We start from the raw sequence: 13,126 nt of genomic DNA on the forward strand, positions 1-13,126 counted from the left end.
TGTTTGTGGCAATATAAAAATACAGAAGATTGCAACGGAAAAGTACATAACCTAGAAATAAAAAAAGGCCTTGTTAGCCTCCCAATAATCCTCTAAAGTTTAAGTTACGACGCTTAACTTGGAGGTAGAAAAGGATGCTAACAATGACCGACATTAAGACTATCAAAAATCTACGGAATAATCACGATAAATCAATCAATGAAATTTCTGATACCTTAGGTATCAATTGGCGCACAGCTAAAAAATATGCGGATAATGCAATCCTTCCTGAAGAAAAGATACCGAAAAAATCAGGGATGATGTACGATGAAGGATGGGGAGATATCGTTTCCTTATGGTTAGAAGAAGACTATCGTCTTACTAAAAAGAAACGAAGAACCAATAAAAATTATTATAAATCATTAAAAGGTCTAGGTTTTTTAGGATCTTATCGGACCGTTTGTAATTTTGTGCAGGAATGGAAAAGTACACATCATAATGATTTGCCAAGTGCTGGCTACGAACGCTTGGAACATCCCCAAGCTGAGGCTCAACTTGATTTTGGAACGATGGAAGTTGAACATGAAGGGTCATTTAAGGACGTTAAGGCGCTAGTACTGAGTACACCCTATAGTAATGCCGGATTCGCTGTAGCTTTACCAAGCGAAAACCAAGAATGTCTATTAACGGGGATGAAACAACTTTTTAACCAAATGGGTTGTGTGCCTCGCAAAATTCGAATTGATAATATGACAACGGCTGTTGTTAAACCAAAATCAAAATTTGAGGATCCCATCTTAACGGATGAATTCCAACAGTTTGCGATGCATTATGGGTTTGAAGTACAGGTTTGTAATCCTGCTAGTGGACATGAAAAAGGTAGTGTGGAAAATAAAGTCGGCTATGTGAGATATAACTTCTTCTCGGAGACACCAAAAATGAAAGACTTTACTTCTCTCAATCATGATTTAGAAGAAAAAATGATTGAGAAACGTCAAGAAAAGCATTACGAAAAAATACAAATAATTGAAAGTTTGTGGCAAGAAGAAAAACAAGTTTGTCTGGCATTACCTGATGAAGATTATCCAGTATTTAAAGAAATTATGATACGCGCCAATAAACTAAATGAAATCAAACTGGATAATACTTTCATACATATTCATAATTCATGGCGCCATGGTAACTTATATGCTTATCTCACGTGGGATAAGTATCGTATTGTCACTCAAAATGGAGAATTAATCCAGGAGGATTTCCGTTCATATTTATATAAAAAACGAGCGATTGACTGGCATACAATCCTTAAGGATTGGAAACAACGTTTATCTAAAATAACTTATTCTCGTTATTGGAAATATCTTCCTGGTAGGATTCAAGCGTATTTAAGAATTGATGATTTCCGATTACTTTATCAAAGAATTAATCGATTATTGGAGTTACTTGTAAATCACACGATGGTAGAAGTAAACGAACGGTTCTATGAGCTCGTTACTGAAGAAAATGAAGAAAGTATTAGTGATGTGAATTGGCAAGGATATGATGCCTTGACGCATTCTCCTTCTAAGGAGGTGAGCGTATGAGTCATACCCTAGAATCGGTTTGCCAAGAATTACGATTAAGTCGTGTACCTAGTCTTATTGATTCAATTGAAGATTCAAATAAAGAAGAATGGTTACTTAAATTATTGATTCATGAAGTAGAGGCAAAGGAACAGCGACGAATCCAGCGTTTAATTAAACAGGCAAAGTTTTCAAATCATAAGACATTGGAAATGTTTGAATGGCATGATCAAATTCGCGTACAAGATAATCAGACGAAGGAGCAGTTAACTTCATTAGACTTTATTCAGTCAAATCAGAATGTTGTCTGTATTGGTGCCCCAGGCACCGGAAAAACGCACTTAGCGAGTGCACTTGGTTACAAAGCTTGCCAAGAAGGTATTGAAACAAGATTCTGGCGTGTTAGTGATCTTGTCATTGAGTTAGAAAAGGCATGGAAAAATGGACAACTAGAACGATTTAAGAAGCGATTTAATCGTGTTCAACTGATCATTCTGGACGAGATGGGCTATGTACCGTTTAATAAAAATGGTTCAGAATTACTTTTTCAACTGATAAGTGATTGGTATGAGACAAAAAGTATTATCATTACATCAAATTTAGAGTTTAGCAGTTGGAATAAAGTATTTATCGATCCGCGCCTCACATCGGCGCTGGTGGATCGCCTTATTCACCACGCGCATATACTAACCTTTACAGGAGAAAGCTATCGTTTGAAAAATGCTTTATCTAAAATAGAATAATTAAATGGAAAATATTGGGTGGCAACATTGTGTACTTTTCGTTGCAAAACTATGTACTTCTCTATTGCAAAACACATTAGTTCTTCATTTAATTTTAAATATCTACATTATACAATTCTTATGAATCTATTCTATAGTATCATAAACTTTAAGTACTCAGAAATTCACTTACATCATTCCTTCACTCTCGATTGCTTTGACTATTGTCCGTCTATTTAAACATCCGTTTTTATGTATAATATAAATATTTTATTACAATAAAAGAGAATGCTTAAATGTTTACTTATAACACGCTAAAACAAATAAAGAAAATATAATGTAATTGTTAGTTGTCCATTGATTACAGTCAAACAGAATATACTACAAATATATAGTTAAAATAAAAAACTCTTCTACCGAAGTGAGAAAGGGGGGATATGTAATTTTTAAGGGATAATACTCGATTTCTTTTGAAATCACCGTTCCATACCGTATTTTCAAGCGAATAAATTCGCAATTTAAGGGAAATAAAAAAGAGAACCTCTCAAAAGAGATTCTCTTTATATATATTAAAATTGTTAGACAAGGAACAACTCTCGCTGTGCTCGTCTTGTACGATATTTGCAATCGACTGAAGTCGAAACAACTATCGCAATTAACGTTTTGAGAATTGTGGAGATTTACGTGCTTTTTTACGGCCTGGTTTGTAACGTTCTTTCATTCTTGAGTCACGTGTTAAGTAACCTTCTTCTTTTAATGGTGCACGGAAATCTGGATCTACTGTTAATAGTGCTCGAGCGATTCCGTGACGAACGGCTCCTGCTTGTCCAGCATATCCTCCACCGTGAATGTTTGCACGGATGTCATAGCTGCCTTCAGTGCTTGTAGCAACTAGTGGTTGTTTAATAATTGTTTGTAAATAGTCATATGGTAAGTATTCTGAGATATCTTTACCGTTTAATTCAATTTTACCTGTACCTGGTGTCAAAATAACACGAGCTGTTGAGTTTTTACGACGACCAGTTCCAAAATATTGTACTTGTGCCAATGTGGATTTCCCTCCTTAGATTAAATCAAGTCTGTAATGTCAAGTTCTTCTGGTTGTTGCGCTATTTGTTTGTGATCTGGACCAGCGTAAACATGTAATTTTTTAGCCATTTTACGTCCAAGTGAATTCTTAGGAAGCATTCCTTTAATAGAAGTTTCAATTAAACGTTCTGGTTTATCTCTACGCATATCTCCAGCAGAAACCTGAGTTAATCCACCAGGGTATCCAGAATGACGTGCATATAATTTATCTGTTGCTTTTTTACCTGTTAATTTAATTTTTTCAGCATTAACAACAATTACATAGTCCCCTGTATCCACATGAGGAGTGTAAGTTGGTTTATTTTTTCCGCGTAAAATTGAAGCAACAACGGTTGAAAGACGTCCTAAAGAAATATCAGTTGCGTCAACAACATACCATTTGCGTTCAACTTCAGCTGGTTTAGCCATATAAGTTCGCACTTGTTTTCCCTCCAAAATAATCTAGAATCTTTTAATTATTATCTAAATCTTTGTTCCGAAAGATTTGATAACTTTAAATGTCATAAATAATGTTCGTTTAAGTTTATTGTTTTCTCAAGATAAGTTCCGGGGCTTATCATGGTGGTAAACAATACCATCAAGTATGATACCTTGAATCAGGCTCAATGTCAAGGTTTCAGAATCAATTTTCTGCTATTTTTTATATTTTATTTATAAATTTAATAGTGAACTTTTTCTAATCTCAGACCTTGAGGACCAATTGTAGGCCCTGCTACATTTCGATCTCTCGCTTCAAGAACTTTTTTCATCTCTTCAACTTCTTTGCGACCATCCGCTATTTCTAGAACAGTTCCTACAATGATTCGAATCATATTGTATAAAAAACCATCCCCATGAAATGTAAAGATCCATTCCTTCGTCGTCTCATCAATCTTTAAAGACGCCTCATAAATCGTCCGTACTTTATCCACCTTGTCTGTCTTCATGGAGCAAAAACTTGTGAAGTCATGCGTGCCAACGAGCACCGCTAAGGCAGCTTCTGCTTTTGCTTGATTCAAAGGGTACGGATGATGCAACGCAAAATTTCGAGTGAACGGGTTTCTTACCCCTTGATTATCCACACGATAACTATACATTTTACTTTTTGCTTGATAACGCGCATGAAAGTCATTTGCGACGCGTTCTAAATAAAGGATCGAAATATCATTAGGCGTTAGAACATTTAATCCCTTGAACAGTCCTTCTTTCGGAATCGTGGATGTGTAATCAAAATGAAGAACCAACTGCGCTGCATGGACGCCTGCATCTGTTCGGCCTGCCGGATGAATACGTATAAATTTGCCTTTGTCCATTTGAGCTAAAGCTTTTTCTAGCTCGCCTTGAACCGTTCGTCCCTTCGGCTGTACTTGGAAACCCGAAAAATCTGTTCCATCATAAGCAATAGTCGCTTTATATCGAACCATATCCCCTGCTTCCATGTGTTCTCCTCCTACTTTTATTTCCTTTTTCCTTCGGTAAATAATCTAAAGTGCCTAAATGATAAAACGAGCGCTTAGTAGCAGGACAGTTACCATTCCAAAAAGTCCAAACGTATAAAAATCTTGATTCGTCCATTCCAGCTGACGCAATTTTGTACGATGATCGCCGCCGCGGTAGCCACGAGCCGTCATGGCTACGGCTAATTGATCGGCACGGTCAATCGAACTAATAAATAGAGGAATTAACAAAGGAACAATTTTTTTCATACGTTCAAGTAAATTTCCTTCATCAAAACTTACCCCACGCGCTTTTTGGGCATTCATAATTTTCTCTGTTTCCTGCATTAAAGTTGGGACAAAACGTAGGGCTATGGATAAAATAAGGGCAATTTCTTGTACGGGGACTTTTAATCGCTTCAAAGGTCTCAGTAAAGATTCAATACCATCTGCAATTTCAAGCGGGGTTGTCGTGAGCGTCAAAATGGTTGACATCATAACAATCATTACAAATCGCAAAATGATTAATATCGCATTAATAATTCCTTCTAATGTAATCGTTAGCCATCCATACTCAAGAAGCACAGTATCCCCTTGTGCAAAAATCAATTGAAAGAAAACAGTAATCAAAATTAAGAGGGCTAATGGTTTAAGCCCATTAATATAATAACTAATAGGAATCTCAGATATTTTAGCCGCCACAAAAACAAGCCCTAATAAAACTAAATAGGTCCACCAACTACTAGCCATAAAAATTAATATAATAAACCACATAGAAGCAACTAATTTTGTACGAGGATCTAAGCGGTGGATATAAGAATCTCCTGGAACATATTGCCCCAATATTAATTTATCCATCCGTTCTCACCTGCTTATCTTTACGCTCTACTTCAGGATGATCTATTTCTTTGATAATCATTTGTGTTAATTCATCCAAAGTTAAGGGTAGTTTATCATAAGACCAGCTAGGATCTTTTATTAATTCTTTTGCAAATTCAACGGTATTGGGAACGTCTAATTGAATAGAACGAAGCCATTTTTCTTTTTGAAACACTGTGCGGGGTGAGCCATCTCCAACAATTTTTCCATCATCTAAAACAATCATATGATCTGCATAATTAGCCACGTCTTCCATTTGATGAGTAACTAAAACAATGGTTAGATTTTTTTCTTTATGAAGCCCATTAAAGAGAGACATCATTTCAAGCTGACCTTTGGGATCTAATCCGGCTGTAGGTTCATCTAAAACCAATACGCTAGGTTCCATTACTAACACACCAGCAATCGCTACTCGACGCATTTGCCCACCCGACAACTCAAAGGGGGAACGATCCATAAAAGAAGCATCCAAACCAACCACAGGTAAAATTTCTTCTGCTCGTTTTAGGGCTTCTTCTTCAGATACACCAAAATTTTGAGGACCAAAAGCAATATCCTTTCCAACGGTTTCCTCAAACAATTGAGCTTCAGGAAATTGAAAAACAACCCCTATTTCTTTTCGAATATCTCTTATTGACTTTTCTGTTTTATTGGAAGTTACTTCTAAATCTCCCAGCCATACACTTCCTGAAGTGGGTGTTTTCAGAGCATTGAGATGTTGTAGGATGGTTGATTTTCCACTTCCAGTATGTCCTACAATAGCCGTATAACTGCCGTCTTTAATTGTAAAGTTAATATCATGAAGTACTTTATTTTCAAACGGTGTTCCTGGTTGATAAGTAAAGTTTACATCTTCGAATCGTATTTCCATAACCACTCAACCAGCCTTTCTTCTGTCATAAACTCTTCCGGTAAATCTAGACCATTTTCCATTAATTGATATTTTAATTGCTCAACAAATGGGACCGTTAAGCCTAAATCAATAAGTTCGTCACCTAGTTTAAAGATTTCTTCTGGAACATCTATATATTTTATTTGTCCTTTTTCTAAAACAAAAATACGATCAGCATGAGCGGCTTCATTAATATCATGTGTAATAGAAAGGACAGTTAAATTGCTTTTTTCTTTAACCGCTTTAACCGTTTCTAAAACTTCCGCTCGTCCTTTAGGATCAAGCATACTGGTCGCTTCATCTAAAATAATAATTTCAGGTTCTAATGCTAAAATTCCGGCAATAGCGACTCTTTGTTTTTGTCCACCAGATAGGCGGGCAGGTTCAGCTTGTTTGAAATCTTCCATGCCAACTTGCTCTAATGATCGATTAATTCGGTCAATCATCTCATCACGTGGAATACCAATATTTTCTAGTCCAAATGCTACATCATCAGCTACGGTTGAACCTACAAACTGGTTATCCGGATTTTGAAAGACCATACCTACTTTTTGGCGAATCGTCCAGATGTTTTCTTCATTCATCGCTAGTCCGTCTACCGAAATAGTCCCTTCTTGAGGCATATTTAATCCGTTCAATGTTTTGACTAAAGTTGATTTCCCTGATCCATTTGCTCCGATAAGTGTAATCCACTCACCTTTTTCGATTGTTAACGATATATTATTTAATGCCAAGAAATCATCTGTCGAACTATAACGATAACTGACATTTTGTAATGAAATTAGACTCATTTGATTTACTCCTGTATATGATAATCTATTTATCCTTATAAGGATAGCAAAGTAACACTCTGGATACAATAGTAGACTTATTATTCTCTTCTTTTCACATTAAAACCCATTATAAAACAAAAAATCACTTTTTGATATATACGCTTCTCCTGGGACTCAGCCCAGGAGAAACTAGAGCTAGACACTTGGGATTTAACCATCATCATAACGCTCTTTATACATCATTAAAAGTGAGTCATTGTTTTATTCAGTTAGAGCAAATTATTCTTCAGAAGCGTCTTCTGTTACTTCGTCAGTTTCTTCTACTTCTTCAGCAGAATCTATTTCTTCTGTTTCAACTTCTGTTGCTTCCTCTGGCTCTTCTTCTGTTTCTAATTCGTCAAAGTTTACTTCTTCAACAAATTCTAAGATTGCCATTGGAGCGCCATCTCCACGACGTGGTTCTGTTTTTAGTACTCGTGTATAGCCACCATTTCGTGTTTCGAAACGTGGAGCAATTTCATTAAATAATTTTTGAACAACTGATTCAACAATAATTGCTTCTTCTGTTTCTTCTACAGTTGCTAACTCATTACGTAGTATAGACGCTGCTTGACGACGTGCGTGTATGTCACCTTTTTTACCTAAAGTTACTAATTTGTCTGCTAATTTTGATACTTCTTTAGCACGAGTAACTGTAGTTGTGATACGTTCGTTAATAATTAAGTCTGATACTAAATCGCGTAATAATGCTTTTCTTTGAGAACTTGTTCGTCCTAATTTACGGTATGCCATTTAGTCGAATCCTCCTTACCTACAATTATCAGTCTATATTTTTATTACATTTCTTCTTTTAAAGATAGATCTAAGTCATCTAGTTTATTTTTAATTTCTGTTAATGATTTCTTACCTAAGTTACGAACTTTCATCATCTCAGGTTCAGATTTATTTGTTAATTCTTCAACAGTATTGATTCCTGCTCGTTTCAAACAATTGTATGAACGGACAGATAAATCGAGTTCTTCTACTGTCATTTCAAGCATTTTTTCTTTTTTTGTTTCTTCTTTCTCAACCATGATTTCAGCTTCACGAGCTTCTTCAGTTAAGTTGACAAAGATATTTAAATGCTCAGTTAAAATTTTAGCCGCTAAACTCACGCTATCTTCTGGTGAAATAGATCCGTCAGTCCACACATCCAGTGTCAATTTATCAAACTGATCACTTTTACCAACGCGAGTATCTTCTACTAAATAGTTTACTCGTGTGATTGGGGTATAGATTGAATCGATTGGAATTACACCAATAGGCATTTCGTCATGCTTATTATTTTCTGCATTCACATAGCCTCGACCTTTTTTGGCATCCATTCTCGCGTGTAAATGGCCACCTTCAGATACTGTACAAATGTATACATCAGGATTTTTTATTTCGATCTCACTATCATGGATAATATCGCCAGCCGTAACAACTGCTGGACCTTCAATATCTAATTCTAATGTTTTAACATCTTCTGAGTGTATTTTCATAGCGACCTTTTTTAAATTCAGAACAATTGCTGTAACGTCTTCTACAACGCCAGGAACCATTGAAAATTCATGCAATACTCCATCTATTTGTACATTGTTGATCGCTGCACCTGGTAAAGATGACAGCAAAATACGGCGTAATGAATTTCCGAGGGTAGTTCCATAGCCACGTTCAAGTGGTTCTACAACAAACTTACCGAATTTCTCATCATCGCTTATCTCAACTGTTTCTATAACTGGTTTTTCGATTTCGATCATAAAATCCGTTTACCCCTTTCAAACGTTCAGTGCTTATTACAGTTTGTGAATATATTGAAATGCACTTCCTTATTACACACGGCGGCGTTTTGGAGGACGGCATCCATTATGTGGAATTGGTGTTACGTCGCGAATTGCTGTAACGTCTAAACCGTTCGCTTGTAATGAACGAATTGCTGACTCACGACCTGAACCCGGTCCTTTAACTGATACTTCAACTGATTTCATACCATTTTCAATTGCACCTTTTGCAGCAGCTTCTGCAGCCATTTGAGCAGCAAATGGTGTTGATTTACGAGATCCTTTGAAACCTAATGAACCTGCTGATGACCATGAAATTGCATTTCCATGTACATCTGAAATCATTACAATTGTATTGTTAAATGTTGATCGAATATGAGCAACTCCATGCTCAATATTTTTTCTTTGACGTCTACGTGGACGTCTTGCTTTAGTTCTTGCCATTGCGTATATTTTCCTCCTATCTACTTAAGAAAATTATTTAGATCCTTTTCTTGTACGTGCGTTGTTTTTGGTTTTTTGTCCGCGTACCGGTAAACCTCTACGGTGACGTGTACCACGGTATGAACCAATTTCCATTAAACGTTTAATATTTTGAGAAGTTTCTCTACGAAGATCTCCTTCAATTTTTAATTCGTTTACTTCTGCACGGATTGCATCTAATTGGTCGTTTGTTAAATCACTTACGCGTGTTTCTTCTGGAACACCTGCTGCTTCTAAAACTTTTAATGCAGTGGTTTTTCCAATTCCGTAAATGTAAGTTAATGATATAACGATTTGTTTGTCACGTGGAATATCTACTCCGCTTATACGTGCCATTTATTGCACCTCCTGCTTAATTAGCCTTGTCTTTGTTTATGTTTTGGATTGTCACAAATGACCATTACTCGACCTTTACGACGAATAATTTTGCATTTGTCACACATTTTTTTTACTGATGGTCTTACCTTCATTTTTTAAACCTCCATGAATATCTGGAATTCTAATGCTTATTTAAATCGATACGTGATACGTCCTTTTGTCAAGTCATATGGTGACATTTCGACTGTTACTTTGTCCCCAGGCAGAATCCGGATATAGTTCATACGAATTTTGCCAGAAACATGCGCAAGAATTTCATGCCCATTTTCAAGCTCAACACTAAACATTGCGTTGGGTAATGTCTCAATAACTGTACCTTCTACTTCAATCATGTCTTCTTTAGCCATGCCTGGATCCCTCCTCTAATGCCATCATTTTATTCTCGTGTATAACTAATTGATTTATTAGTCTCAAATCCCTTTCATTAAGGGAAAACACTCTTGTGATTATACTACAAAACCATGAATTTTTCAATGATTAGTCCTCTAATAATCCCTGAATATCAGCGAATACTTCTTCTTCATCCCGATTTCCATCGACTTCTACAAGAACACCTTCCGCTTGATAAAATTCAACAAGATTAGCTGTTTGTTCTTTATTTACATCGATCCGTTTTTTAACCGTTTCTGGTTTGTCATCGTCTCTTTGGTAAAATTCAGTACCGCCACATCTATCACAAACCCCTTCGATTTTTGTTGGGTTAAAAATCTTATGATACGTAGCACCACAGTTTGAACAAATATAACGCCCTGTTAAACGTTCCATGAGTATTTCTGTTGGAACCTTTAAATAAATTACAGCATCTAAACTTCTTCCAAGATCTTCTAAGTTTGCTTTTAAAGCTTCACTTTGATTTAACGTTCTGGGATAACCATCTAGCAAAAATCCATTTTTTACATCGTCTTCTTGTAGTCTTTCTTTTACGATATTATTGGTCACATCATCTGGAACTAAATCTCCAGCATCCATGTACTTTTTCGCTTCTAAACCAAGAGGGGTTTCATTTTTAATCGCTGCACGGAAGATATCACCGGTTGAAATATGTGGAACATTGTAATGTTCAGTGATATGTTCAGCTTGGGTACCTTTTCCTGCTCCAGGCAGGCCTAGTAAGATTAAATCCATTGTTCTCCTCCTCTATCATGCGTAGATTGCATACATAAAGACAATTTTTATCTTGTTTCTTGTAAATATTCTGGTTTATATTCAGTGATAAAGCCAGTATAACTCGTTTTACTCAATAGTCCTTCAATTTGACTAGTAAAGTCTAAGCCGACTCCTACTACAATTAATAGACTTGTTCCTCCAAGTGCCAAGTTTGGAATATTCCAAAAAGCTGACACCATAATAGGTAGGATTGCTATAATCGCTAGGTAAATTGCCCCTATCGTACTTAATCTCACGAGTACATAGCTAATATAATTTTCTGTTTCTCTCCCTGGACGAACACTTGGGATGTATGCATTTTGTCTCTGTAAGTTTTCTGTTGCTTTCTCTGGATTTACTTGAATGAAAGCATAAAAATAAGTAAAGAGAACAATTAATGTTACATATAATATTGCGCCCACAGGTTCTTGCATATTAAAAATACTACTAATCATTTGGAACCATTTATTCGATTGATTACCTGTCGCAAACAATCCTAAAACAATTTGCGGTACCATCATAAAAGAACTTGCAAATATAACAGGAATAACACCTGCTGAGTTAACTTTTAATGGCAATACAGCTTCTTCTGAAGAAACAGCTCGTTTAGAGTAACGAATAGGAATATTTCTTCTAGCATTTTCCATATAGATAACAAACAAAATAAGAATAATGGATCCAATAAAGATTCCTAAGACCAAGAGAGAAGATTGTAAAATCTCATCTCCTGCATTTCTGATTTGAGTGTTATATATTTCATAAAGATCAGATGGAATTCTTGATACAATTCCTGAAAATATAATTAGACTTGTTCCATTACCTATTCCATGTACTGTAATCATCTCACCTAACCACATAACAAACATTGTTCCTGCTGTCATAATAATCGCAATTTTTAGATACGTACCTAGTCCTGGATTAATAATTAAGTCAAGACTAGCTAAGGTGTTAAACCCTAATGAAATTCCTAAAGCTTGGAAAAAGGCTACAAAAATTGCTAAGTAGCGAGTCGCCTGGTTTAATTTACGACGACCGACTTCACCTTGTTCTGACCATTCTTTGAATTTCGGTATAATATCCATCTGCAAAAGCTCTATGACGATGGAAGATGTGATATATGGAGAAATACCAAGAGCAAATATTGAATAATTCTGAAGCGCTCCACCACCAAAGGTATCTAACAAGTTAAATAGCCCTGAGTCGTTAAGCTCTTGTATAGCGGTAGCATCAACACCTGGAACTGTAATATATGTTCCGAAACGGAAAACCAATATTATGCCAAGCGTGAAAAATAATCTCTTTCGAATATTTTTTTCAGTAAATGCACCTTTAAGCAATTCGATCATATTAGATCACCTCAACGGTTCCTCCAGCAGCTTCGATTGCTTCTTGAGCAGCTCTGGAGAATTTATGGGCTTTAACTGTCAATTTACGATCAACCGTTCCTTTTGCCAATACCTTTATACCAGATTTAATTTTCTTAACTGCGCCTGATTCAACTAATAATTCTGGAGTGATTTCTGTATCCTCATCGAATTGATTCAGTATGTCTAAATTAATGATCGTATATTCTTTGCGATTTATATTTGTGAAACCTCGTTTTGGTAATGTTTGGAATAATGGAGTTTGTCCACCTTCAAACCATGGATATGGTCCTGGAGTATTACGAGCTTTTTGCCCTTTTTGTCCACGTCCTGCAGTTTTACCATTTCCTGATGATGGCCCACGACCAACGCGGTTTCTTCTTTTACGAGATCCTTCTGCTGATTTTAGTTCATGTAATTTCATGATTATCGGCACCTCCTTTGATTCAAACTAATTATTCAGATATTTCTTCTACTTCTACTAAATGTTCAACGCGTTTGATTGTATTACGTGTAATTTCTGTGTCCGGTATAACATTAGATGAATTAATTTTTTTAGTTAATCCTAATGTTTTAATAATGTTATGTTGTTTTTTCGGACGACCAATCAAACTTTTCTTCAATGTAACTTTTAAGTTCGCCATT

Annotated in this window: 17 protein-coding genes and 1 pseudogene; 2 read left to right on the forward strand and 16 right to left on the reverse strand. The window is 35.9% G+C overall.

Annotated elements, in window-relative coordinates; translation table 11 throughout:
* Positions 1-143: 143 nt before the first annotated feature.
* Positions 144-1,559: an IS21 family transposase gene (gene istA / locus BUB96_RS05260; RefSeq protein ID WP_200789046.1), complete on the forward strand. Its 1,416-nt coding sequence runs from the start codon at positions 144-146 to the stop codon at positions 1,557-1,559.
* A complete protein-coding gene (gene istB, locus BUB96_RS05265; protein WP_073297469.1) occupies positions 1,556-2,281 on the forward strand; it encodes an IS21-like element helper ATPase IstB in 726 nt (241 codons plus the stop codon). Before istA ends, istB begins: the two co-directional genes overlap by 4 nt.
* 634 nt (positions 2,282-2,915) lie before the next feature.
* On the opposite strand, the gene rpsI is transcribed toward istB, so the two are convergent.
* From rpsI to rpmD, 16 genes and pseudogenes are all read right to left on the reverse strand, one after another.
* Positions 2,916-3,308: a 30S ribosomal protein S9 gene (rpsI, locus tag BUB96_RS05270; protein ID WP_073297474.1), complete on the reverse strand. Its 393-nt coding sequence runs from the start codon at positions 3,306-3,308 to the stop codon at positions 2,916-2,918.
* 20 nt (positions 3,309-3,328) lie between these two features.
* Positions 3,329-3,757: a 50S ribosomal protein L13 gene (rplM, locus tag BUB96_RS05275; protein ID WP_073297625.1), complete on the reverse strand. Its 429-nt coding sequence runs from the start codon at positions 3,755-3,757 to the stop codon at positions 3,329-3,331.
* 251 nt (positions 3,758-4,008) lie between these two features.
* The gene (gene truA, locus BUB96_RS05280; RefSeq protein ID WP_073297626.1) at positions 4,009-4,752 is read right to left on the reverse strand and encodes a tRNA pseudouridine(38-40) synthase TruA; all 744 of its coding nucleotides are present in this window, start codon (positions 4,750-4,752) and stop codon (positions 4,009-4,011) included.
* 69 nt (positions 4,753-4,821) lie between these two features.
* Positions 4,822-5,622 (reverse strand): energy-coupling factor transporter transmembrane component T family protein, encoded by an 801-nt coding sequence (locus BUB96_RS05285; protein ID WP_073297477.1) that lies wholly within the window; start codon positions 5,620-5,622, stop codon positions 4,822-4,824.
* A complete protein-coding gene (locus BUB96_RS05290) occupies positions 5,615-6,514 on the reverse strand; it encodes an energy-coupling factor ABC transporter ATP-binding protein (RefSeq protein WP_073297480.1) in 900 nt (299 codons plus the stop codon). The genes BUB96_RS05285 and BUB96_RS05290 overlap by 8 nt, the downstream gene beginning before the upstream one ends.
* Positions 6,490-7,326 carry an energy-coupling factor ABC transporter ATP-binding protein gene (locus BUB96_RS05295; RefSeq protein WP_073297483.1) on the reverse strand — a complete coding sequence of 279 codons (837 nt, stop codon included), beginning with the start codon at positions 7,324-7,326 and terminating at the stop codon, positions 6,490-6,492. The genes BUB96_RS05290 and BUB96_RS05295 overlap by 25 nt, the downstream gene beginning before the upstream one ends.
* A 396-nt stretch (positions 7,327-7,722) precedes the next feature.
* Positions 7,723-8,100: pseudogene (gene rplQ / locus BUB96_RS05300) on the reverse strand (50S ribosomal protein L17); the annotation flags it as partial.
* A gap of 44 nt (positions 8,101-8,144) precedes the next feature.
* On the reverse strand, positions 8,145-9,089 hold the full coding sequence (locus BUB96_RS05305; RefSeq protein ID WP_073297486.1) for a DNA-directed RNA polymerase subunit alpha: 945 nt from the start codon (positions 9,087-9,089) through the stop codon (positions 8,145-8,147).
* Positions 9,090-9,161: 72 nt separating this feature from the next.
* On the reverse strand, positions 9,162-9,554 hold the full coding sequence (gene rpsK / locus BUB96_RS05310) for a 30S ribosomal protein S11 (RefSeq protein WP_073297491.1): 393 nt from the start codon (positions 9,552-9,554) through the stop codon (positions 9,162-9,164).
* Between the two features lie 33 nt (positions 9,555-9,587).
* Complete coding sequence (gene rpsM, locus BUB96_RS05315) at positions 9,588-9,929, reverse strand: 30S ribosomal protein S13 (protein ID WP_073297495.1); 342 nt, start codon at positions 9,927-9,929, stop codon at positions 9,588-9,590.
* 20 nt (positions 9,930-9,949) lie between these two features.
* On the reverse strand, positions 9,950-10,063 hold the full coding sequence (rpmJ, locus tag BUB96_RS05320; protein ID WP_073297498.1) for a 50S ribosomal protein L36: 114 nt from the start codon (positions 10,061-10,063) through the stop codon (positions 9,950-9,952).
* A 36-nt stretch (positions 10,064-10,099) separates the two neighbouring features.
* Positions 10,100-10,318: a translation initiation factor IF-1 gene (infA, locus tag BUB96_RS05325; RefSeq protein WP_073297501.1), complete on the reverse strand. Its 219-nt coding sequence runs from the start codon at positions 10,316-10,318 to the stop codon at positions 10,100-10,102.
* Positions 10,319-10,448: 130 nt separating this feature from the next.
* Complete coding sequence (locus BUB96_RS05330) at positions 10,449-11,096, reverse strand: adenylate kinase (protein WP_073297504.1); 648 nt, start codon at positions 11,094-11,096, stop codon at positions 10,449-10,451.
* Between the two features lie 47 nt (positions 11,097-11,143).
* Entirely contained in the window at positions 11,144-12,463 is a 1,320-nt protein-coding gene (gene secY / locus BUB96_RS05335) for a preprotein translocase subunit SecY (protein ID WP_073297507.1), read from the reverse strand.
* Between the two features lies 1 nt (position 12,464).
* Positions 12,465-12,905 (reverse strand): 50S ribosomal protein L15, encoded by a 441-nt coding sequence (gene rplO, locus BUB96_RS05340; RefSeq protein WP_073297510.1) that lies wholly within the window; start codon positions 12,903-12,905, stop codon positions 12,465-12,467.
* A 31-nt stretch (positions 12,906-12,936) separates the two neighbouring features.
* Positions 12,937-13,125, reverse strand: a complete 189-nt coding sequence (gene rpmD, locus BUB96_RS05345) for a 50S ribosomal protein L30 (protein WP_073297513.1) — start codon at positions 13,123-13,125, stop codon at positions 12,937-12,939.
* Between the last annotated feature and the right edge of the window lies 1 nt (position 13,126).

It is taken from the genome of Atopostipes suicloacalis DSM 15692, from assembly GCF_900129085.1.
Classification (GTDB): domain Bacteria; phylum Bacillota; class Bacilli; order Lactobacillales; family Carnobacteriaceae_A; genus Atopostipes; species Atopostipes suicloacalis.

Coding starts and splice junctions, on each gene's coding strand:
- istA (WP_200789046.1), top strand. CDS start 144: ATGACCGACATTAAGACTATCAAAAATCTACGGAATAATCACGATAAA.
- istB (WP_073297469.1), top strand. CDS start 1,556: ATGAGTCATACCCTAGAATCGGTTTGCCAAGAATTACGATTAAGTCGT.
- rplM (WP_073297625.1), bottom strand. CDS start 3,757: ATGGCTAAACCAGCTGAAGTTGAACGCAAATGGTATGTTGTTGACGCA.
- truA (WP_073297626.1), bottom strand. CDS start 4,752: ATGGTTCGATATAAAGCGACTATTGCTTATGATGGAACAGATTTTTCG.
- BUB96_RS05285 (WP_073297477.1), bottom strand. CDS start 5,622: ATGGATAAATTAATATTGGGGCAATATGTTCCAGGAGATTCTTATATC.
- BUB96_RS05290 (WP_073297480.1), bottom strand. CDS start 6,514: ATGGAAATACGATTCGAAGATGTAAACTTTACTTATCAACCAGGAACA.
- BUB96_RS05295 (WP_073297483.1), bottom strand. CDS start 7,326: ATGAGTCTAATTTCATTACAAAATGTCAGTTATCGTTATAGTTCGACA.
- BUB96_RS05305 (WP_073297486.1), bottom strand. CDS start 9,089: ATGATCGAAATCGAAAAACCAGTTATAGAAACAGTTGAGATAAGCGAT.
- rpsK (WP_073297491.1), bottom strand. CDS start 9,554: ATGGCAAGAACTAAAGCAAGACGTCCACGTAGACGTCAAAGAAAAAAT.
- rpsM (WP_073297495.1), bottom strand. CDS start 9,929: ATGGCACGTATAAGCGGAGTAGATATTCCACGTGACAAACAAATCGTT.
- rpmJ (WP_073297498.1), bottom strand. CDS start 10,063: ATGAAGGTAAGACCATCAGTAAAAAAAATGTGTGACAAATGCAAAATT.
- infA (WP_073297501.1), bottom strand. CDS start 10,318: ATGGCTAAAGAAGACATGATTGAAGTAGAAGGTACAGTTATTGAGACA.
- BUB96_RS05330 (WP_073297504.1), bottom strand. CDS start 11,096: ATGGATTTAATCTTACTAGGCCTGCCTGGAGCAGGAAAAGGTACCCAA.
- secY (WP_073297507.1), bottom strand. CDS start 12,463: ATGATCGAATTGCTTAAAGGTGCATTTACTGAAAAAAATATTCGAAAG.
- rplO (WP_073297510.1), bottom strand. CDS start 12,905: ATGAAATTACATGAACTAAAATCAGCAGAAGGATCTCGTAAAAGAAGA.
- rpmD (WP_073297513.1), bottom strand. CDS start 13,125: ATGGCGAACTTAAAAGTTACATTGAAGAAAAGTTTGATTGGTCGTCCG.